Annotated in this window: 22 protein-coding genes; 8 read left to right on the top strand and 14 right to left on the bottom strand. The window is 74.5% G+C overall.

What is annotated here, in order from left to right; all coding sequences use genetic code 11:
• The first annotated feature begins 169 nt into the window (after window positions 1–169).
• The 4 genes from ACWGKI_RS07585 to ACWGKI_RS07570 all read left to right on the top strand — a co-directional run bounded on the left by ACWGKI_RS07585 (window position 170) and on the right by ACWGKI_RS07570 (window position 3,133).
• Window positions 170–835: a GntR family transcriptional regulator gene (locus ACWGKI_RS07585; RefSeq protein WP_452185968.1), complete on the top strand. Its 666-nt coding sequence runs from the start codon at window positions 170–172 to the stop codon at window positions 833–835.
• The gene (locus ACWGKI_RS07580; RefSeq protein ID WP_452185966.1) at window positions 832–1,590 is read left to right on the top strand and encodes an MFS transporter; all 759 of its coding nucleotides are present in this window, start codon (window positions 832–834) and stop codon (window positions 1,588–1,590) included. Before ACWGKI_RS07585 ends, ACWGKI_RS07580 begins: the two co-directional genes overlap by 4 nt.
• Window positions 1,473–2,021, top strand: a complete 549-nt coding sequence (locus ACWGKI_RS07575; protein WP_452185964.1) for a hypothetical protein — start codon at window positions 1,473–1,475, stop codon at window positions 2,019–2,021. Before ACWGKI_RS07580 ends, ACWGKI_RS07575 begins: the two co-directional genes overlap by 118 nt.
• 113 nt (window positions 2,022–2,134) lie before the next feature.
• Complete coding sequence (locus ACWGKI_RS07570; RefSeq protein WP_452185962.1) at window positions 2,135–3,133, top strand: excalibur calcium-binding domain-containing protein; 999 nt, start codon at window positions 2,135–2,137, stop codon at window positions 3,131–3,133.
• Here ACWGKI_RS07570 and ACWGKI_RS07565 read toward each other — a convergent pair whose 3' ends face one another.
• Window positions 3,134–3,916, bottom strand: coding sequence for a hypothetical protein (locus ACWGKI_RS07565; RefSeq protein WP_452185960.1), 783 nt, complete (start codon window positions 3,914–3,916; stop codon window positions 3,134–3,136).
• Window positions 3,913–4,446 carry an RNA polymerase sigma factor gene (locus tag ACWGKI_RS07560; protein WP_380245235.1) on the bottom strand — a complete coding sequence of 178 codons (534 nt, stop codon included), beginning with the start codon at window positions 4,444–4,446 and terminating at the stop codon, window positions 3,913–3,915. Before ACWGKI_RS07560 ends, ACWGKI_RS07565 begins: the two co-directional genes overlap by 4 nt.
• 120 nt (window positions 4,447–4,566) lie before the next feature.
• Between ACWGKI_RS07560 and ACWGKI_RS07555 the strand changes: the two genes are divergently transcribed.
• Window positions 4,567–5,304 (top strand): hypothetical protein, encoded by a 738-nt coding sequence (locus ACWGKI_RS07555; protein WP_452185958.1) that lies wholly within the window; start codon window positions 4,567–4,569, stop codon window positions 5,302–5,304.
• 9 nt (window positions 5,305–5,313) lie between these two features.
• Here the strand turns inward: ACWGKI_RS07555 and ACWGKI_RS07550 are convergent, their stop codons facing one another.
• The 4 genes from ACWGKI_RS07550 to ACWGKI_RS07535 form a co-directional block, all read right to left on the bottom strand.
• Window positions 5,314–6,117 (bottom strand): amino acid ABC transporter ATP-binding protein, encoded by an 804-nt coding sequence (locus tag ACWGKI_RS07550; protein ID WP_452185956.1) that lies wholly within the window; start codon window positions 6,115–6,117, stop codon window positions 5,314–5,316.
• The gene (locus ACWGKI_RS07545) at window positions 6,114–7,073 is read right to left on the bottom strand and encodes an amino acid ABC transporter permease (RefSeq protein ID WP_380245232.1); all 960 of its coding nucleotides are present in this window, start codon (window positions 7,071–7,073) and stop codon (window positions 6,114–6,116) included. The genes ACWGKI_RS07550 and ACWGKI_RS07545 overlap by 4 nt, the downstream gene beginning before the upstream one ends.
• 76 nt (window positions 7,074–7,149) lie before the next feature.
• Window positions 7,150–8,079 (bottom strand): ABC transporter substrate-binding protein, encoded by a 930-nt coding sequence (locus ACWGKI_RS07540; RefSeq protein WP_452185954.1) that lies wholly within the window; start codon window positions 8,077–8,079, stop codon window positions 7,150–7,152.
• Between the two features lie 170 nt (window positions 8,080–8,249).
• Window positions 8,250–8,729: a hypothetical protein gene (locus tag ACWGKI_RS07535; protein ID WP_452185952.1), complete on the bottom strand. Its 480-nt coding sequence runs from the start codon at window positions 8,727–8,729 to the stop codon at window positions 8,250–8,252.
• A gap of 165 nt (window positions 8,730–8,894) precedes the next feature.
• Between ACWGKI_RS07535 and ACWGKI_RS07530 the strand changes: the two genes are divergently transcribed.
• A complete protein-coding gene (locus ACWGKI_RS07530) occupies window positions 8,895–9,317 on the top strand; it encodes a hypothetical protein (RefSeq protein ID WP_452185950.1) in 423 nt (140 codons plus the stop codon).
• Window positions 9,318–9,417: 100 nt separating this feature from the next.
• Here ACWGKI_RS07530 and ACWGKI_RS07525 read toward each other — a convergent pair whose 3' ends face one another.
• From ACWGKI_RS07525 to ACWGKI_RS07495, 7 genes are all read right to left on the bottom strand, one after another.
• Window positions 9,418–9,585 (bottom strand): methionine/alanine import family NSS transporter small subunit, encoded by a 168-nt coding sequence (locus tag ACWGKI_RS07525; protein ID WP_380244652.1) that lies wholly within the window; start codon window positions 9,583–9,585, stop codon window positions 9,418–9,420.
• Complete coding sequence (locus tag ACWGKI_RS07520) at window positions 9,582–11,165, bottom strand: sodium-dependent transporter (protein ID WP_452185948.1); 1,584 nt, start codon at window positions 11,163–11,165, stop codon at window positions 9,582–9,584. Before ACWGKI_RS07520 ends, ACWGKI_RS07525 begins: the two co-directional genes overlap by 4 nt.
• An 86-nt stretch (window positions 11,166–11,251) precedes the next feature.
• A complete protein-coding gene (locus ACWGKI_RS07515; protein WP_452185946.1) occupies window positions 11,252–12,532 on the bottom strand; it encodes an FAD-binding protein in 1,281 nt (426 codons plus the stop codon).
• A 37-nt stretch (window positions 12,533–12,569) separates the two neighbouring features.
• The gene (locus ACWGKI_RS07510; protein ID WP_452185944.1) at window positions 12,570–13,718 is read right to left on the bottom strand and encodes a DNA glycosylase AlkZ-like family protein; all 1,149 of its coding nucleotides are present in this window, start codon (window positions 13,716–13,718) and stop codon (window positions 12,570–12,572) included.
• Between the two features lie 89 nt (window positions 13,719–13,807).
• A complete protein-coding gene (locus tag ACWGKI_RS07505) occupies window positions 13,808–14,176 on the bottom strand; it encodes an STAS domain-containing protein (RefSeq protein WP_380244656.1) in 369 nt (122 codons plus the stop codon).
• A 94-nt stretch (window positions 14,177–14,270) separates the two neighbouring features.
• A complete protein-coding gene (locus ACWGKI_RS07500) occupies window positions 14,271–14,846 on the bottom strand; it encodes an aminoacyl-tRNA deacylase (protein WP_452185942.1) in 576 nt (191 codons plus the stop codon).
• Entirely contained in the window at window positions 14,846–17,131 is a 2,286-nt protein-coding gene (locus ACWGKI_RS07495) for a PASTA domain-containing protein (protein ID WP_452185940.1), read from the bottom strand. Before ACWGKI_RS07495 ends, ACWGKI_RS07500 begins: the two co-directional genes overlap by 1 nt.
• A gap of 232 nt (window positions 17,132–17,363) precedes the next feature.
• Here ACWGKI_RS07495 and ACWGKI_RS07490 point away from each other — a divergent pair, with 232 nt between their 5' ends.
• Entirely contained in the window at window positions 17,364–18,137 is a 774-nt protein-coding gene (locus tag ACWGKI_RS07490; RefSeq protein ID WP_452185938.1) for a LamB/YcsF family protein, read from the top strand.
• Between the two features lie 2 nt (window positions 18,138–18,139).
• Window positions 18,140–19,843 (top strand): 5-oxoprolinase subunit B/C family protein, encoded by a 1,704-nt coding sequence (locus tag ACWGKI_RS07485; RefSeq protein WP_452185936.1) that lies wholly within the window; start codon window positions 18,140–18,142, stop codon window positions 19,841–19,843.
• 2 nt (window positions 19,844–19,845) lie between these two features.
• Here ACWGKI_RS07485 and ACWGKI_RS07480 read toward each other — a convergent pair whose 3' ends face one another.
• Entirely contained in the window at window positions 19,846–20,589 is a 744-nt protein-coding gene (locus ACWGKI_RS07480; protein WP_452185934.1) for a class I SAM-dependent methyltransferase, read from the bottom strand.
• Window positions 20,590–20,594: the final 5 nt, after the last annotated feature.

Genomic DNA, 20,594 nt, shown 5'->3' with positions numbered 1-20,594 from the left:
CCCCCGGTCTACCAGCGACGACCGACATCCCGGGGGCGGGCGTCCCGACCTCGTCGCCGAACAGGTGGTTACGCACCTTCTGGAGCCCCAGAACGTGCGTAACCACCTGTTCGGCAACAGGGGAGGTCTCGCTTGCATGCAAGTTGGATGCAAGCGTAAGTTGCCCCGGGTGACCACCTCCAGCACCCCGTCGGCACCGTCCCCGGCGCCCCCCAGCGCGGCCGAGCGCGCCTACCGGCTCACGAAGGCGAAGATTCTCTCGGGCGACGTGCCCGGCGGCCACCTGCTGGCCGAGGGCGACATCGCGGCCGAGCTCGGCATCAGCCGCACCCCCGTGCACGAGGCCTTCCTGCGGCTCGACACCGAGGGGCTGCTCGCCGTCGCGCCCCGCCGCGGCGCCGCCGTCGTGCCCATGGCGCCCGACGAGGCGCGCGACGTGCTGGAGATGCGCGAGGCGGTCGAGCGCACCACCGCGCGGCGGGCACTGGCCCACGGCCGCCCCGCCGACGCGGTCGTCGACGAGCTGCGGGCGCACGTCCGTCGCCAGCGCCTCGCCTCCGAGGCCGGCGACGTCGACGCGTTCGCCGAGGCCGACTCCGCGTTCCACGGCGTCCTCGTGCGCGCGTCGCGCAACCAGACCGCGGTGCAGTTCATGGGACTGCTCCGGGACCGGCAGCTGCGGCTCATGTACCAGCACCTGCACGTCGGCCCGGACGAGGTTGCGGCGGCGCTCGCCGAGCACGAGGCGATGCTGGCCGCCGTCGAGCAGGGCGACGCCGACGCCTACTGCGACCTCCTGCACGACCACGTCCGCCGGCACCGGGGCATCCTGTGAGGCGCAGCTGGCTGGGCGCGTTCAGCGCGCTGTTCGTGTGCTCGTGGGCGGGCAACCAGTTCACCCCCGTGCTGCTCATGTACGAGCAGGTGCAGGGCTACGGCGACGCCACCGTGAACGCCTTCCTCGGCGTGTACGTGCTCGGCCTGGCGCCAGCGCTGCTGGTGGCCGGGACGCTGTCCGACCGGTACGGCCGCCGCCCCGTGATGCTGGTCGCGACGGTGTGCGCGATGGCGGCCAGCGCCGTGCTGGCGCTCGGCTTCCTCGGGCCGCTCCCGATCTACGTCGGGCGGCTGCTCGCGGGCCTCACCGTCGGGACCGCGACGTCCGTCGGGACGAGCTGGCTCAAGGAGCTGTCGCAGGTCCCGTTCGACCGGGCCGCGGACGCCGGGTCGGGCGCGCGCCGGGCGTCCCTCGCGTTCACGCTCGGGTCCGGCGTCGGCGCGCTCGTCGCCGGCTGCCTCGCGCAGTGGGGCCCGTGGCCGGAGGTGCTGCCGTTCGTCGTGCACCTCGTCGTGACGGTGCCGTTCCTGCTGGTCGTGCTGCGGACGCCCGAGACAAGCACGCTCGGCGGCGGGTCCGGTCCGTGGTGGCGCGGGCTGGGCGTGCCCGCGGCGGGCACCGCCGGTTCACCCGCGTGGTCGCGGTCGTCGCCCCGTGGATCTTCGTCGTCGCCGCCCTCGCCTACGGCTACGCCCCCGTGCTGCTGCGCGACCAGACGCAGGGGCTCGGGGTCGCGTACGCGACGCTCGTGACCGTGGTGGCGCTCGGGGTCGCCGCCGTGGTGCAACCGCTCGCCAAGCGGCTCGACGCCGTCGACAGCGCGCGCGGGCTCGCCGTCGCCGTCGCGCTCCTCACCGCCGCGGTCGCGTGCGTGGGGCTGACCGTGACGACCGGCGGCCCGTGGTGGGGCGTGGGCGCCGCCGTCGTCGCGGGCGCGGGCATGGGGATCGGCCTGTCGTCCGCGCTGCTCGAGGTGCAGCGCATCGCCGGGCCGCGCCACCTCGCAGGCCTCACCGGCGTGTTCTACGCCGTCGCGTACGCCGGGTTCCTCACGCCGGCGGTGATGGCGGCCGTCACGCCCCCGTTCACGACGGCGCAGCTGTTCGCCGTCCTCGTCGTGCTCGGGATCGTCTCGACGGGCGTCGTCGTGGCGCGCTCCCGCACGCACCTCCCCGGCGCCTGACCCCGCCTCCGCCCTCCTGCGCGCGGACCGCGTGCCGACCGCGCGCTGACCGGCATGGACCCGGGTCGACGGTTTCCGCCATAGTGGGTGCCGCTCGACGACGGAGGAGTGTCATGGCTGTGCGTTTCAACCCGCCCCCGGGGTGGCAGGTGCCCCCGGGTTTCCGGCCGGACGCCGGGTGGGTCCCCGACCCCGCGTGGCCCCCTGCCCCGCCCGGATGGGACTACTGGGTGGACGACGCCCCGGCACGCCCGTCCCGGCCGGAGACGCCGGCCGAGGCGACCAGCGTGCTGGCCCCCGTCCCGGCCGCCGCCGCCACGGCGACGTACGCGCCGGTCGCGACGTACGCGCCCGTCGCGACCGTCGCGCCTCCTCCGCCGCCGGTCACCGCGGTCGCCCCGTCCGTCGCCCCGTCCGTCGCGCCGCCGGCACCTACGGGCGGCCGCCCGGGGCCCGACGACGCAGGCTCCGTCGCGTCGTCCGTCTCCGCGGCGCTCCGCGGCGTCGGGGACAAGGTGCGCGAGGGACGGGCGGAGCGCGCCACCCGCCGCGCAGCCGCCGCCGACACCGCCGCGTCGTCCCCGGCGTCCGCGCCGCGCGCCCGCTCCGGCGCGCGCGCCGGCCGTCCGTCGAACGTGCTCGTCGCCGGCGTGGCCGTCGCCTGCCTCGCCCTCGGCTGCATCCTCGGTGTCACCTTCTCGATGATGCGCAGCTCGGACGCCGCGCAGGCCCTCGTGGACGCCAACCGCAAGGTCGCGCAGGCCGAGCAGGTGCAGGCCGAGGCCCAGCAGGCGCAGGAAGCCGTGACGGCGCAGAAGGCGGACGTGCAGAAGCGCGAGAACGCGCTGAAGGAGCGGGAGAAGGCTGCCGAGGCGCAGGAGGCCCAGCTCGCCAGCCAGCAGAAGGCGTTCGACGACCAGCAGGCGCAGGCGCAGCAGCAGGCTGAGCAGGCCCAGCAGCAGGAGCAGCAGAACCAGGACTCCGCCTGGTTCTACTGGGACTGCAACGCGGCCCGCGCGGCCGGCGCCGCCCCCATCCAGAACGGTCAGCCCGCCTACCGCGGCGCGCTCGACCCCAACGGCAACGGCATCGCCTGCGAGGACGGCGAGTAGCTACCGCACGACGACGTCGGCCTCCGCGGTCGCCCCGTCGGAGAAGGTCAGCTCGGCCGTGTCACGGAGCGCCGTCGCGCCCGGTGCCCACACGGCCCACCAGCCGTCCTGGACGGTGGCCTCGACCCGCTCGCCCGACGTGAGGGTGAGCGTGACGGCCTCGACGTCCGCCCCGACCCGCCCGTACGCGGAGGTGAGGGCGCCGTCGCCGGTGTCGCCCTCGGACCACGAGGCGGTCCCCGCCTGGAGCGTCGTCAGCTCGCGCGGCCCCGGCGCGGCGGGTGCGTGCGCCAGGACGGCGTCGCCCGTGACGACGTCGGTCGCGCCGGAGGCCTGCGTCGTCACGAGGCACTCCCCCGTCGCGCTGTCGCCGGTGAGCAGGACGTACGTGTAGTCGCCGCGCTGCTCGGCCAGCACCGGGCTGATCGGGACGGTCTCGACGCGCGGCCCGTCGGCGCCCTCCGTGACGGCGTGCGCGACCGGGTCGCACGACGCGGCACGGTCGGCCGTCTCCGCGGCGGTCAGCGTCGCGGGGACGGCGGTCCAGCTCGCGTACGCCGGCGTCGGCCCGGACCACCACACGGTCGCGACGCCGGCCACCGCGACCACGGTGGCCGCCGCAGCACCGGCCAGGACGGCGGGCCGCCCGGAGCGCCGGGCTCGCGCGCCGGACCGGGTTGCGTCGAGGATCGCGGCCAGCGCCGCGTCGTCGGGACGTCCGGGCGCCCGCAGCTCGCGGGCAGGGTCCAGCGCGGCGAGCTCGGTCATCATCGGGGACCTCATCGCGCCTCCTGCAGCTTCTGGAGCACGGAGGCCGTCTCGGACGGGAGGCCGGAGTAGGCCAGCAGCCGCTTGCGGGCCCGGGTGAGCCGGACGGAGAACGTGGACGGGCGGATCCCGAGGACGCGGGCACCCTCGACGGCCGTGAGGCCGTCCCACGCGACCAGCGCGAGGACCTCGCGGTCCGCGTCGGTCAGCATCTCCCACGCCCGGTGCAGGTCGGTCCGGTCGGCCGCCAGGTCGTCCGTGCCCTCCCTGCCGCCCGCGGGCTCGCGCTCCAGCCGGACGCCGAGCGCCCGCCACCGGCCGTGGGTGCGCAGGTGGGTGGCGAGCACGTTCCGCGCCACGCCCAGCAGCCACGGCTTGGGCTCCGCGGGGACGTCCGCCAGACGGCGCCAGGCGACGAGGAACGTCTCCGACACGATGTCGTCCACCAGGCTCGCCTCCACCCGACGCGCCACGAATCTCGTCACCGCCTCGTGCTGGTCCACCCACATCTGCGTGAGCAGCTCGCGGGCGTCGGCGTCCTCCACACTGAAACCTTCCGTCTACCACAGGAGTTGCCGCCAACCCCCCGAGTGCTACACCGTAGTCACCGCGAGCGTCGACGACGACGTCCCGTGCCGCGCGCCGGAGCCCACCCGAGGAGTGTCATGAGCCGAGGCAGGACCGTCCACAGGAGCATCGCCGCAGGTCTGGGCGCCACCGTCCTCGCCCTGGGGCTCACCCTCGGCGCCGCGGCGAGCTCCCAGGCCGCGGACGACACCACCGCCCCCGCCGAGAACCTGCCGGGCGTGCCCGCCCCCGGCAGCCCCGACAGCGAGTGGGAGACGTGGGCCGCGCAGGAGCGCGCCGACGCCGAGGCCACCGACTGGGCGGCGGACGCCGCGGCCCGCGGCTGCACGCTGAAGGACGTGACGATCTCCGAGGAGGTCGACGCCGACTACAACAGGGCGATGGGCGCCCCCGCCGACCTCGCCACCCACCGGGTCGACCTGCTCGAACGCTGCGCCAGCCCCGCCGATGTCGCCGCCCGGTCCACCACGTCGGGGGTCACCACCCTCAGCCTGCCGGCGGGCGACCGGTGCGCCTCGACGTCCGGCCCGGGCACGATGTGCCTGTCCAAGAGCAGCGGGCGCATCTACGCCTCGTGGCAGTACCGCGGGTCGGGCTCCGTGACCGGGTTCGTCCGCGTCTACCGGGTCTCCTCCGGCGTGAGCGGCTGCCCCACGGGCACCACCTGGCTCACCGGGCCCAGCAGCACGTGGAGCAGCGGCGACACCCGCACCATCTCCAAGGCGCGCACCAGCGCGGGCGGCTACTCCGCGCACATCTGGAAGAAGGTCCTCGTGGGCCACACGGACTGGGGCGGCGCCTGCGCCTCGCTCTGACGCCCGCCCTCAGAGCACGTGGGCGAGGAAGTCCCGCAGCCGCGGCTCGGACGGGTCGTCCAGCACGTCGCCGGGGCGGCCCTCCTCCACGATCACGCCGTCGTCCATGAAGACGACGTGGTCCGCGACCTCGCGCGCGAAGCCGATCTCGTGCGTCACGACGATCATCGTCATGCCGGAGCTCGCCAGGTCCTTCATCACGGCGAGCACCTCGCCCACGAGCTCGGGGTCGAGCGCGGACGTGGGCTCGTCGAACAGCATCAGCTCCGGGTCCATCGCGAGCGCCCGCGCGATGGCGACGCGCTGCTGCTGGCCGCCGGACAGCTGCGCCGGGTAGTGCCCCACCCGGTCGGACAGCCCCACGCGGTCGAGCAGGTCGAGCGCCCGCTGACGAGCCTGCACCCTGGACAGCCCGCGCACCTGCACGGGTGCCTCCATGACGTTCTCCAGCGCCGTCATGTGCGGGAACAGGTGGAACCGCTGGAAGACCATCCCGATGCGGGAGCGCTGCTTCGCGATCACCTTCGGGTGCAGCCGGTGCAGCACGCCCTTGGCGTCGCGGCGGTAGCCCATGAGGTCGCCGTCGACGTGGATGGAGCCGGCGGTGATCTCCTCCAGCTCGTTGACGCACCGCAGCAGCGTGGACTTGCCGGAGCCGGACGGGCCGAGCACGACGGTGACGGAGCCGCGCGCGACGTCGAGGTCCACGCCCTTGAGGACGTGCACGGCGTCGTGCCCGTGGCCGAAGACCTTGTGCACGTCGCGCACCGCGACCATCGCGCCGTCGGCGCCGCTAGGGGTCTGGCCACTCATGGGGTCACCTCCAGGAAGGGGTCGTCCTTGGTGGTGCCGGACGCGCCGATGAGGTCCTGCTTGCTGGGCTTGCCCCGTCCGCCGCGCGGGCCGCGGCCGCCGCGACCGCTGCGGCCGCCGTCGAACCCGCGACCGTAGTACCGCTCGAGGTAGTGCTGCCCGACCATGAGGATCGAGGTGATGAGCAGGTACCAGAGCGCCGCCACGATGAGCAGCGGGATCGGCTGGAAGATGCGGTTGCCGATGGCGTTGGTGGCGTAGGTGAGCTCCAGCGTGAACGGCACCGCGAGCACCAGCGACGTCGTCTTGAGCATGGAGATCGTCTCGTTGCCCGTGGGCGGCACGATGACGCGCATCGCCTGGGGCAGCACGACGCGGCGCAGGATCTTGCCGTCCTTCATGCCGAGCGCCTTCGCCGCCTCGGTCTGGCCGGGGTCGACCGACGACAGCCCGGCCCGCACGATCTCCGCCAGGTAGGCCGACTCGTTGAGGGCGAGGCCGAGCAGGGCGGCCCAGAACGCCGTGATGACGTCCTGGGTGGAGAAGGTCCAGAACTCCGGGCCGAACGGGATGCCGACGCTGAGGCGCGGGTAGAGCACCGACAGCAGGCCCCAGAACACGAGCTGCGTGTACACCGGGGTGCCGCGGAAGAACCAGATCCAGAACCACGACACCGACCGCATCACGGGGTTGTCGCTGCGGCGCATCACCGCGAGCAGGATCGCCAGCACGATGGCGAGCGCCATCGAGCCGAACGTGAGCACGAGGGTCCAGCCGACGCCCCGCACGACGACGACGTCGCGCAGGTACAGCCAGACGGTGTCCCACCGGAAGTTCGGGTTGGTGACGAGCGCGTTGACGGCCATCGCCACGAGGACGAGGACGATCACCGCGGAGACCCAGCGGCCGGGCCGCGGCACGGGCCTGGCGTGGATCGGCTCGGGCAGCGAGCTCATGAGGAAACCTCCAGGGCGGCGGTCGAGCCTGTCGGGACCATCATGGCCTCGACGGGCTCGACCAGCGGGGACGGCCTCAGCCTGCCGGGTTCAGCTCGGCCGTGTCGAGCACGGCCGCGCCGGAGCCCCACGTGTCGGCGACCTGGGCGAGCACGCCGTCGTCCATGAGCTTCTGGAGCCCTGCCTGCACGGCCTTCGCGAGGTCCGTGTCGTCCTTGGCGACGACGACGCCGTACGGCGCGGCGTCGGTGATCTCGCCGAGCGACTCCACGGAGCCGCCCGTCTGCTCGACGGCGTACGCGATGATCGGCGAGTCCGCGTACATGGCCTGCAGCTTGCCGCCGGCGAGGTTGGTGGTGACGTCGGACTGCGACTTGTACGGCAGCACGTCGACAGCGTCCTTGCCGGCGTCCGTGCACTCCTTGCTCGTGGTCGCGAGCTCGTCCTGCTGGATGGTGCCGGTCTGCACGCCGACGGTGACGCCGCACAGGTCGTCGGGCGACACGCCGTCCGGGTTGCCCTTCGCGACGGCGAACTGCGAGCCCGCGCTGAAGTAGCTGACCATGTTGACGGTCTTCAGGCGCTCGGGCGTGACCGAGAACGCCGACATGCCGGCCTCGTACTTGGACCCGATCGCCGGGATGATCGAGTCGAACTCCGCGTTCTCGACCTGGAGCTCGAGGCCCATGGTCTTGGCCAGCGCGGTCGCGATGTCCATGTCGAGGCCGACGGGCGTCTTCCCGTCCGCGTCGAGGAACTCCACGGGCGCGTACTGCAGGTTCGAGCCGAGGGTGAGCTTGCCGTCCTCGGAGACGGCGGCCGGGACCATGGCCGCGACGGCGTCGTCCTTCTGGATGGCGTCGAGGTCGACGGCCGCGGCGGTGCTGTCGCCGGACGCGCCCGGCGTCGAGCCGGTGTCCTGCGAGGCCGTGGTGCAGCCGGTGAGAGCGAGGGCGGCGACGGCCGAGGTGACGACGGTCGCCACGAGGGCGGGACGGGTGCGCATGGTGGGGCTCCGAAAGTCGTGCGGGGGTCTATGCATGAGTATGCAGTGCTATGCATGATCCTCCAAACCGCCTGGTGATCAGCCCTCGCCGCGCCTGCCCCGGAACAGGGCCCGCAGGTTCGTCGTGAGCGCTCGCTGGAGCAGCTCCGTCCCGTCGGGCGTCGTCACCGTCAGCGTGGGGAACCGTCGGCCGTGCCGCTCGGCCGGGCGAGCCGGAGCGGTGGGCGCAGGTCAGGACGTCGGGGGACGACATCGGGCGTGACGTCCAACCGGTCGAGGAACCAGTCGACCTGGTCGCGCAGGACGGCGATCTCGACCTCACCCTGACCGGTCACCCCGCGGAAGACGGCACAGTCCGGGTCGACGGCGAACGACTCCCGGAACGACGGCGTGCGCGGTGGGCCGTCGAGCCGGACGACCTGCACGAGCGTCGAGCCACGCGCGACACGGCCGGCATCGACCGTCCAGCGGCCGTGCGTCCAGCGGGACGACAGCCCAGGCATGCTCCCCTCGACCACCCGCAGCCCGGCATGGATTTGCCCCCGGGCCTGGAGCCGTCTGCGCCGGCGTCGGTTCCACGGCTCCACGACCGCGCTGCCGACGGCGTCCCCGACGAGCTCGCCCACCACCTCCAGCACCATCCCCAGCATCGTGCACCTTTCTCCGCGCTCTCTGGCGCCCGAACCCTCGACCGGTGGCGCGCGGCGACGTCGACGTAGCGCTCGGGTCTCTTCTGCGGCGCTCACGCGACCGCAGCGCTACGTCGCCGACCCCTACGACATGCCGAGGGGCCCACCCCTCCCTATGCTCCGAGAATGATCAGGTTCCTGCTCCGGACGGCCGTCTTCCTGCTGGCTGCAGCGGTGGGCGTGCTCGTCGCCGCGTGGATCTTCGCGGCCTTCGACATGGAGACGTTCTCCATCAACTGGTCCGAGCCGCTGGGCTTCGTGATCGCGATCGTCGTCTTCGCCGTCGTGCAGGCGATCATCTCGCCGTTCCTCACCAAGCTGGCCAACAACAACGCGCCCGCCCTGGTGGGTGGGGTCGGCCTGCTCTCGACGTTCGTGGCGCTCATCATCGCGGTGCTGTTCACCGACGGGCTCGACGTCGGCGGCGTCGCCGGCTGGATCATCGGGCCGGTCATCGTGTGGCTCGCGGGGATGCTGGCAGCGTTCGTCCTGCCGCTCTTCCTCCTCAAGGAGGGCGTGGAGAAGGTCCGCGAGAACCGCGAGGACTGAGACCTCCCGGGCTGCCGAGGTAGTTCCCGAGGTGCCGAGGGAGTGCGCACTACCTCGGCAGGAAGGGAACTACCTCGGCAGGACTCCTGCTACCTCGCGGTCACGTGTCGCGCTCGGTGATCGCGTCGTCCTCGCGGTGGTCGTCCTCCCCGCCGGGCGGGAAGTCGGCCCGCTCGGGGCGGGCGCGCAGGGCCAGGATGCTCAGGAGCAGCCCGCCCCAGACGACCGCCAGGGACACCACCATCAGCAGGATCGCGGAGCCGCTCATCGGGCCGCCTCCTTCGTCGTCGCCGCCGTGACGGGCGGGTACTCGGGCCAGGCCACGAAGTCGTCCGGGCTACGGCGCCAGCGCGGGAGCGTCAGCACCACGGCACCCACCACGAGCACGACCAGCGTGCCCCAGCCGGCGTACAGCAGGTACGTGGAGTCGTAGCCCTCGTACCCGTTCTGCACCAGGTCGACGATGCGCGAGACCAGCATGTACGCCAGGACGGCCGGGACGACCGCGCCGACGCAGACGTACCACCAGCGCCCCACCTGCGCCGTGGACACGGCGTTGAGGTGGTAGCGCAGCTCGGGGCTGGTGCGCAGCAGCCACACGAGGAACACGCACATGAGCACGGCGGACGCGACGATGCCGACGTTGTTGGACCAGTTGTCGATCGTGTCGAGCGCGATCAGGCCCGTCGTGGTGGAGAAGCCCACCACCGAGAGCACCGCCGCGACGACGCCGATCCACAGCACCGCCTGGCGGCGCGTGAGGCCGAACTTCTCCTGGAAGCCGGCCGACACGACCTGCAGGATCGAGATCAGCGACGTGAAGCCCGCCATCGCCAGGGACCCGAAGAACAGGGCGCCGAACAGCGGACCCGCCGGCATCTGCGAGACGACGGCCGGGAACGTCACGAACGACAGGATCGGGCCCGTGATGCCCTCGAGGTCGGCGACGGCGACACCCTGCTCGTGCGCGAGGAAGCCGAGGGCGGCGAACACGCCGATGCCGGCGAGCATCTCGAAGCCGGAGTTGGAGAACGCCACGACCAGGCCCGGCGAGGTCAGGTTGGCCCGGCGCTTCCGGTACGACGAGTACGTGATCATGATGCCGAACGCCACGGAGAGGGAGAAGAAGATCTGCCCGTAGGCGGCGATCCACACGTTCGGGTCGCCGAGCGCGCTCCAGTCGGGCGTGAAGAGGGCGTTGAGACCGTCGACCGCGCCGTCGAGGAAGACCGAGCGCACCACGAGCACGGCGAACGCGACCACGAGCAGCGGCAGGAAGACGACGTTCGCCTTCTCGATGCCCTTGGCGACTCCGCCCACCAGGACGACGATGCTCACCACCCACACCAGCAGCAGCGGGATCAGCACCGCCGGCACGAAGTCGAGGGAGAACCACGGCCCGCCGTTCGCCGTGTCCGACAGCTGCAGGTAGTCGCCGGTGAAGAAGCCCGCCGTGTCGTCACCCCACTTCAGGGTGAAGGAGTAGACGAAGTAGCTCAGCGCCCACCCGATGATCGCGGCGTAGTAGATGGCGATGACGAAGCAGATCATCACCTGGAACCAGCCCAGGCTCTCCAGCCACCGTCGCACCCGGCGGAACACCGTCGGAGGGCCGCCGCGGAACCGGTGGCCCAGCGCGTAGTCGAGGAACAGGATCGGGATGCCCGCGGTCAGCAGCGCGATGACGTAGGGGACCAGGAAGGCGCCCCCTCCGTTCTCGTACGCGACGCCCGGGAACCGCCAGATGTTGCCCAGCCCGACGGCCGAGCCGATCGCGGAGAGGATGAAGCCGACCTGCCCGGTGAACTGCTCCCGGGGAGGCGAGGTGTCAGTGGTCGTGGTGCTCACAGCCGTCGAACCTCCATGGTGAGCGGCGTCGCGTCAACCGTGTCTCACGAACGATGCTGCCTCACCCGGCCGGGGCCGACCAGTCGTCAGCCCTCCAGCAGGCGGGCCACGAGGCCCCCGTGCAGCCGCCCCTCGGGGTCGAAGCGCGCGGCCAGACGCCGGAAGTCGTCGAACCGGGGGTACATCGCCGCGACGTCGTGCGGGTCGAGCGTGCTGACCTTGCCCCAGTGCGGCCGGGCGCCCAGCGGCACCAGCGCGGCCTCGACGGCAGGCAGCACGGCGCGCACGTCGTCCTCGCGGGGCAGCCACGTGAAGTGCAGCCCCACGCAGGGCTCGTCGAACGGGCTGAGCCACAGGTCGTCGGCGGCGACGGTGCGGATCTCGCTGGTCTGCAGCAGCGGCGCGACCTGCGGCCCGAGGGCGCGCAGCGCGTGGATCGCGACGGCGGCGTTCCGGCGCGGCACCAGGTACTCGGACTGGACCTCCTCGCCCGCCGACGGCGTGAACTCCATCCGGAAGTGGCTCAGGCGCTCGTGCCACGGCCCGGCGACGCCGAGCTGCTCCGTGCACGCCGCCGGGTCGACGCCGGGCAGCGGGTGCACGGGGACGGTCTCCCAGCGCAGGAGCTCCGGGGCCAGGCCGCGCACGCTGGGCCGGTCGGCGCGCTCCAGCGACTTGAACCACACGTGCCGCACCGCCGGCTCGTCCCAGCTCGTGAACGCGCTCACCGAGTACGCGGCCGAGGTGATCGCGTCGAAGCTCGCGACGAACGTCTCCCACGGCACGTCGGCCGCGACGTCCTGCCGGACGGCGAACGCCGGCACGGTGCGCAGCTCCACCCGCGTCACGACCCCCAGCGCGCCGAGGGACACCACGGTGCCGGGGAACTCGTCCGGGTCGCCGGCCCGCGTGATGCGGCGCAGCTCGCCCGCGGGCGTCATGATCTCGAGGCCCTCGACGGCGCTCGCCAGGCTCTGGTTCGTGTCCCCGGAGCCGTGCGTGGCGGTCGCGACGGCGCCGGCCACCGAGATGTGCGGCAGGGAGGCCATGTTCCCCAGCGCGCGCCCGGTCGCGTGGAGCGCCTGGGACACCTCGCCGTAGCGCAGGCCCGCGCTCACGGACACGACCTCCCCTTCGGTGCCGCCCGCGTCCGGCGTCAGCGGCTCGACGGCGGGCCGCCCGTCGTCGAGCGCGTCCACCTGGACGTGGACACCTTCGGTGTCCGCGACGTCGTTGAACGAGTGGCGCGACCCGAGCGCACGCACCGGGCCGCCGGCGAGCAGGACGTCGGCGAGCTCCTCCAGCGACGTGGGGCGCGCGACGGAGCGTGCGGAGTACGTGAGGTTTCCGGCCCAGTTGCGATGCACGGCACTACCCTGCCATCCGCGACGCCGTCCCGGCGGCTCAGTCCCGGGACTCGGCCAGGTCGTCGGCCCGCTGGTCGGTCTGCTGGCCGGTCCGCTGGTCGGCCGGCTCGTCGGCGAGGTAGACGGCGAGATCGGCGACCGCGGCGTCGAGGGCCGCGAGCTCCTGCGGCGTCGGCTCACGGAGCCACTGCACGTCGACGCCGGGGTCGCGGGACGACGCCGCGGGCCAGCGCCAGCGCGCGGCGACGACGCCGTCCACGGCCACGCAGTGCACGTACGCGCCCGCCCGGTCGGGGGGCGGCAGCGCCGGGTCGAGCACCACGGGTCGCGTCTCGCGGTAGGACATCAGCAGCTCGTCGTAGGCCTGCAGCAGGTCGACGACGGGCGCGCCGTCCGGGTCGCCGGTCGTGCCGCGGTCGGCGCGGGCCTGGGCTTCCTGGGACGCCTCGGCCGTCGCCGCCGTGGCGACGAGGGTCAGCCCCTCGAGGTCGCCCCCGCCCGGGACCTGCACGACCTCCCCCGCGTCGGTCAGCGCCGCGAGGGCGGGCCGCAGGGCGCCGGCGGTCAGCCCGCTCCAGTCCCGCAGGTCGTTCGTCGTCGCGAACCCGCGCCCCGGCAGGTACCGGCGCCACAGCTCGACGACGGCGGCCTCGGCGTCGAACCGCTCCCCCAGCGGCCCGTAGCCCGCGGGCACACGGTCGTCGAAGGTCGCGTACGACTGGTGCTGCAGGGGGGCGTCGTCGGGCGGCGGGCCGCTGATCACGAGCTGCCGCAGCTCCGCGTGCATGAGCATCTGGGTGAACGCGATGCCGGGTGCGTCGGCGTCGAGCACGCCGCGCGCCAGCAGCTCGTCCTTGATCTGGGCGCGGGTGCGCGGGCCGTCCGCCACGGCCGCCGCGACGGCGTCGGCCCCGGGGCCGAGGTCGCCCAGCTTCCAGGACCGTTCCGTCGACGCCATCTGCCGCGCGATGCGCGGGCCGGTGAGCTCCAGCAGCCACCGCGCGTCGTCAGGTCGCACCAGGTGCCACGTGGGTCGCAGCAGGTGGGTGCGCAGCACCTCGCCCGCGGCGAGCGCCGCGTTCGTCGCCGCACGGCCCGGTCGCGCTCCGGACGGGACGCGCCGCGACACGCCCCAGAGGGCGGGCTGCAGCTCCTGGCCCTGCACGGCGAGGAGCGCACCCACCACCGCGGACGCGTCCGGTGCGGAGGGCTGTCGCAGGCCCGTGGCGGTGAGGCGCGCGGCCCGGACGACGGCGGAGCCGGGCGCCGTCCCGCTCAGACGGGCCGCCCGGCGGGCTCCGCCTCGGCCAGGGGGATGCGGCCGCCCATGCCGACCATCTCCAGCACCTCGGCGACCGCCTCCGACGGCTGGTACAGGCTCACGGGCGTGCCCGTCTCCTGCCCCAGCATGTACACCTGCAGGATGAAGGCCACCCCGGAGGAGTCGATGAACGTGACGTCCCGGGTGTCCAGGACGATGGGGTCGGTGGCGCCCCGTGCGGCGAGCCCTGCCATCGCGTCGCTCGCCGCCTCCCGCAGCGCGGCGTCGACCTCGCCCCAGAGGGTGAGGACGGTCCCGCCGTCGGTGACCCGGGACGTGATGCCCGAGCTCGGTCCGGGGTCGCTGCTCGTGTCGATGTCCATGTGGTCGTGATGCTCCCGTGTGGGGCCGTGCCGGCTGTGGGCGCGGTCCGCGCCCTCTCCGTTCAGCGAACGGCCCGCGTCGAGTGTTCCCCCGTCAGGCGGATTCGTCCAGCGCCCGTACTTTCGGGCGGGTCGAGGCCGAGCCTGGCGGCGCGGAGCGGCCGTCGTCCGCCGCACCAGGGTCGTCCAGATCGGTCACGTCCGCGACCCGTGCGTCGAGGGCGCGCACCAGCTGCGCGCCGTCGACCGTGGCGGACACGCCGTGCCCGCCGCCCCCGACCGACACCGGCCCGGCCTGCGCGACGCGGGAGTCCGCGACCACCGGCCAGGCGCGGAGCGAGCCGAACGGCGTGATCGTGCCGCGCTCGTACCCGGTGACGTCGCGCGCCACCTCCTTGTCGGGCATCGACAGTCGTGACACCCCGAGCAGCGCGCGCAGCCGGGGCCACGCGATGGTGCGGTCGCCCGGCACGAGGACGAACAGGTAGTCGTCGTCACCGCGCCGCACCACCAGCGTCTTGAGGACCTGGCTCGGTACCACCCCTCGGGCGCGGGCCGCCTCCGCGAGCGAGCCGACCGGCCCGTGCCGCACGATCTCGAACGCGATCCCGGACGCCTCGAGCGCCTCGCGGGTGCGCCGCTCGCCCGGGCTCTCCTCGGCTGCCGACACTAGGGCGCCTCGTCCTCGCGCGCGGCCGGTTTGTCGGTGCTCGACGTCGAGCCGCCGCCGGAGGACTCGCCCTCCGTGCCGCCGGTGGAGACGACGAGGGTGACGGTGGATCCCTGCGGCACCGTCGTGCCCGCACCGCGGGTCTCCAGCACGACCCCCTCGGCCCCGTCGCCCTCCCCTGGCTCGGTGCGCACCGAGAGCCCGAGGGCCTCCAGCTGCGCGGTCGCGTTCGCGAGGGACTTCCCGGTGACGTCCGGGACGCCCACCTGCTCCGGTCCGCTCGAGACGACGAGGGTGACGGTCGAGCCCTGCTCGACGCTCGTCCCACCACCGGGGTCCGTCCCCAGGACGTCGCCCTCCGGCACCTCGCCGCTGGCCTGCGAGACCACGTGCGGCACGAGGCCGGCGTCCCGCACGGCCTGTGCGGCCGACTGCTCGCCCTGCCCGACGACGTCCGGCACCACGGCCTGCTCCGGGCCGCTGGAGACCACGAGCGTGACGGTGGCACCCTTCGGCACCCGGGTCCCCGCGCCCGCGGTCCGCACGACCTGGCCCTCGGGCGCGTCGCTGGCCTGCGTCGTCGTCGTGACCTTCAGCCCGAGCCCCTGGAGCCTGCTCTTCGCGGCGGCGAGGGCCTGGCCGGACACGTCCGGCACGAGGACCTTCGTCACGGGTGGCTGGGTCGAGCCGTTCGACGTGCCGCCGCTCGGCTTCTTGATCGGCGCGGACGTCGTGTCGTCCCCCGCCTTCGTCCCCGGCGTCGTCGACGCGCCGCCCTTCGTCCCGCCCGGCTTCGCACCGCCGGTCGTGCCGCCCTTCGACGTCGTCCCGTCGGCCTTCGCGCCCTGGCCCGTGCCCTTGCTCTTGTCCGTGCTCTGGTCCGCGCCCTGGCCGGTGCCGCGGGGGTGCTGCGCGGCCTTCTCCTGCGCCGTACCGGTGGAGCCGGTCGCACCGGTCGAGCCCACGTCCTCGGCCTTCCACGCACGGTTCGGGACGGGACCGGCGGCGAAGAACTCGAAGTGCCACGGCTCGGGCTTCGACCCGTCGTGCCGTGCCCACGACGGGTTGTCCCAGCCGTAGTCCGGACCGTGCACGCGCATCCACACGTACTGGGCGGTGGTGCCGGAGGAGATCGGGACGCCGAGGTCGACCGCGAGCCCCCAGCCGTGGTTCGACCAGCCGGGCGTCGCCGCGAGGTAGCCCTTCGTGGCCTTGAGACGCACCTGCGCGTCGAACGTCCGGTACGAGTCGGTCATCGGGATCGGCACCCCGAACTCCTTCTCGTACTCCGCGCTCAGCGCCATGAGCTGCTCGGCGGCGTCGCAGCGCAGCATGTGCCCGGGGGCGAAGTCGAGGGGGCAGAGCGCCGAGGTCGGGATCCGCCCGTTGGCGTACCCCGCGGTGCTCTTGCCGTACCGGTCGACCAGCTCCAGCAGGCTCGCCGTCAGCGTCGCGCGGGCCGCGACCGTGCCGTCCGCCCGCTGCACCCACGACGTCCCTGCGGGCAGGATGCCGCCGGTGAGCGTCGTCGTCGACGGGTCCAGCAGCGTGGCCAGGCGGGTCGCCGCCACGACGACGTCGTCGAACGTCACCGGCTCCGCGTCGTGGGAGGCATCGTGCTCCGCCTCGTCCTGCGGCGCGTCCTTCGGCGCGTCCTTCGGCGCGTCCTGCGGCTCGTCCTTCGGTTCGTCCTTCGCCTCGGGCGTCGCCGGCCCGCCGGTGACCCGGTGCGCGACGGGGACGACGTGCGCGGCGTCGGGCACCGCGACGGGCTCGGCCGGCGACCCGTCCCGCGACTGGTCCGGCACCGGGGTCGCGAGCGGCGTGGCCGCCTCCGCGCCCGGCGTGGCGAACTGGCCCGCCGCGGCCGACGCCGCCGACTGCTGGGCCACGTACCTGCTGAGGAGCATGCCGAGCTCCGCGGCGGCCTGCTCGACCTGCGGCGTCACCGCGCGTCCCGCGTCCTTCGAGGCGAGCTCGGCACGCTCGAGGACACCGAGGACCTCCTCGACCGTCGCCGGACCGGTCGACGACGACGTCCCGACCACGCCGACCGAGACACCGCCGCCCAGCGGGCTGCCGGCACCGACCGCCGGCGTGTCCTGGTCGGCGACGCCGACGGCGTTCCACGGGAGGCCGGCCACCGGCGCGGCGAAGAACGCCGCCGCGAGGACGCACGTCGCCGTCGACGTGGCGAGCAGCTTCCCGACGCGCCGACGCCGACGGACAGGAGACTCTGCGGTGACCACGCGCGCCACCTCGTCGGCGTCCCTCGGAGACCTCACGACGCGAACCTCCCCCATCGGCACTGCTCAGGCGCTCGGATCCTGCCACACCTTGGTGTCGTCGTGTGACACGGGCGACAGGACCAGGGTTCCACTGTGCGCCAGACGTCACGCACGTGCCACCCCTGCGGCGAGAGTTCACGCCGACGTCACCCGCACCCCGCCGGGAGGCCGTGCGCCGGCCCGCGACACCCGCTGCCGCCCCGGCCCCCGGCGCGGCAGACTGGTCGGCATGACCACCGTCGACCTCAACAGCGACCTGGGCGAGGGGTTCGGCCGCTGGACCCTGGGCGACGACGAGGCGATGCTCGACGTCGTGTCGTCGGCGAACGTCGCCTGCGGGTTCCACGCCGGCGACCCGACCACGATCCGCCGCACGGTGCGCCTCGCGGCGGCCCGAGGCGTGGCCCTCGGCGCCCACGTCGGCTACCGCGACCTGGCCGGGTTCGGCCGCCGCGACATCGACGTCCCGTCGGCCGAGCTGCAGGCCGACGTCGTCTACCAGCTCGGCGCCCTGCAGGCGCTCGCCGCCGTCGAGGGCGCCCGCGTCACCTACGTGAAGCCGCACGGCGCGCTCTACAACACGGCGGCCGTGGACGAGCGGGTGGCGGCCGACGTCGCCGCCGCGGTCGCCGCCGTCGACCCCGCGCTCGTCCTGCTCGGGCTGCCCGGCACGCCGGCGCTCGCCGTCGCCGAGGCCGCGGGCCTGCCGACCGCCGCCGAAGCCTTCGCCGACCGCGCGTACACGACCGCCGGCACGCTTCTCCCGCGCTCCGCACCGGGCGCCGTCCTGCACGACCCGGAGGTCGTCGCCCGCCGCATGTTGCGGCTCGTCACCGAGGGCGTCGTCGAGGCCGAGGACGGCACGGACGTCGCGGTGCGCGCCGACTCGGTCTGCGTGCACGGCGACACCCCCGGCGCCGTCGCGATGGCGCGCCGCGTCCGCGAGGCGTTCGACGCCGCGGGGGTCGCCCTCGCACCCTTCGCGCCGGCGCCCGGCCGCTGACCGTGCGCGTCCTGCCCGCCCGCGACGACGCGCTGCTCGTCGAGGTGGACGACCTCGCGCAGGCGCTCGCGCTGCACGCCACCCTCCGCGACGACCCGCTGCCCGGCGTCGGGCGCACGGTGCCCGGCGCGCGCACCCTGCTGGTCCCGTTCGACCCGTGGCGCGTGCCCGCGGCCCGGCTCGCCGCCCTGCTGCGGGCGCGGGCGGCCGCGGCGTTCCACCGGGGCCAGCGCCAGGACGGAGAGGACGGGGAGGACGAGGGGAGCGCGGCGGGCGTCGGGCGGCTCGTAGAGATCCCCACGGCGTACGACGGCGAGGACCTGGAGGACGTCGCGCGGCTGCTCGGCTGGAGCTCGCAGGAGGTGGTCCGGCGGCACACGGCGGCGGCGTGGGTGGTGGGGTTCGTCGGCTTCGCGCCCGGGTTCGCGTACCTGACGGGCGACGACGCCGGCCTCGTCGTGCCGCGGCGCGAGACCCCGCGCACGCGCGTCCCGGCAGGTTCCGTGGCGCTCGCCGGGCCGTATTCCGGCGTCTACCCGCGCGCCAGCCCGGGCGGGTGGCAGCTCGTCGGGCGCACCGACGTCGTCACGTGGGACCCCGACGTCGACCCGCCCACCCCGTGGTCCCCCGGTGACCGCGTGCGCTTCACGCCCGTGCGGGAGTCCGTCCGCGCCGCGGGCGGTCGTCAGGTCGGCAGCTCGAGACCGGGGCGGCAGCTCGAACTGCCGCCCCGGTCTCAAGGTGCCGACCTGATCGACGCGACCCTGAAGGTGCGGACCCCCGGGGTGCAGGCGCTGGTGCAGGACCTCGGGCGGCCCGGGCTCGCGCACCTCGGCGTGTCCGCCTCCGGCGCCGCGGACCCGCGCAGCCTGCGCGCCGCGAACCGTGCCGTGGGGAACCCCGTCGGCGCGGCCGCCGTCGAGGCCGCGGGCGGCGGGCTGCGGCTGCGCGCCCGGGGCGATGTCGTCGTCGCCCTCGCCGGCGCGGACGCGCACGCCGTCGTGCACCGCGGCGGCGACCCGGACGACCGCCGCCGCGCGCCGCTCGCGAGGGCGTTCCGCCTGCGCGACGGCGACGAGCTGGCGCTGGGCCAGCCCGAGCGCGGGCACCGGACCTACGTCGCCCTGCGCGGAGGCATCGACGTCCCACCGGTGCTCGGCTCGCGCGCGACCGACGTCCTCGGTCACCTCGGCCCGCCACCCCTCGCACCCGGCACGGCCCTGCGCTGCGAGCGGGCGATTGGCCCTGCCGACCGCCGGAAACAGGGCCAACCGCCCGCTCACCACGGGGTCGGGGCGGTGGCGGTGGACGACGTCGGGGCGCCCGACCCGGCGACGCTGCCCGCGCCGGGCCGGCTCGCGACGCTTCCCGTCGTGATCGGCCCGCACGACGACTGGTTCACCCGCGACGCCGTCGTCCGCCTCGGGGGACAGGTGTGGACGGTGACCGACCGTGCGGACCGGGTGGGTCTGCGGCTGGACGGCGCGCGCCCGCTGGACCGCACGCCCGCGGCACAGGGCCTGGAGCTGCCCAGCGAGGGCTGCGTGACCGGTGCGCTGCAGGTGCCGCCGGACGGGCTGCCCGTCCTGTTCGGGGTCGACCACCCGCTGACTGGCGGGTACCCGGTGGTCGCGGCGGTGGCGTCGACGCACACGTGGCTGCTGGGCCAGCTGCCGCCGGGGGCCAGGGTGCGGTTCCGCCTCTGACCTCAGGCGCGGCGCGCGAGCAGGCTGTACGCGTTCGGCAGGCGCCCGTCCCAGGCAGCGGCGTGCAGCCCGTCGGGCCGCCAGAACGGGTCGGGGTGCTCCTCCAGGTGCTCCAGCTCGAACCCGGCACGACGGCACGCCATGACGATCTCGGCGAGCGTGCGTTGCCGCTCGACGGCGCCGTGGCCGGGGAACGTGTCGTTGACGTGCGACCGCTCGAAGTACCCGCGGTCGGGTCGCACCCGGATCTCGTCGGTGTCCCACTCCCACAGCGGCACCAGCGGGTGCGCCTCGTAGACGTAGAACCACCCGCCCGGGCGCAGCAGCCGCCGCACCTCGGCGAGGAACGCGGCGAGGTCGGCGACCCAGATGAGCGCGCCCTTGCCGGTGTAGACCAGGTCCGCGCACGCGTCGTCCAGCCCGCTGTCGGGGAGCGTGGCCCGCGTGTACCGGCACGGCAGGCCGAGCTCGTCGGCGCGGCGCTGCGCGCTCGCCACTGGCGCCGCGCTGTAGTCCAGCCCGTGCACGGACCGTGCGCCCAGACGCGCGAGGGCGAGGTCGTCCAGCCCGTGCCCGCTGAGCGGGTGCACGACGTCCGCCCCCGGGACGATCGGGCGCAGCACCTCGACCTCCGCCGGCAGCAGCTCGACCGTCCGCGCCTGCTCCAGCAGGTCGTCGTACTCGTCGGTGTACTTGCGCGACGCGACGGCCCAGGCGGCGCGCGTCTCCTCCCCGGTGGCGTCCATGGAGG

The sequence above is a fragment of the Isoptericola sp. NPDC055881 genome, assembly GCF_053615895.1.
This window is presented reverse-complemented; position numbering and strand designations above follow the sequence as displayed.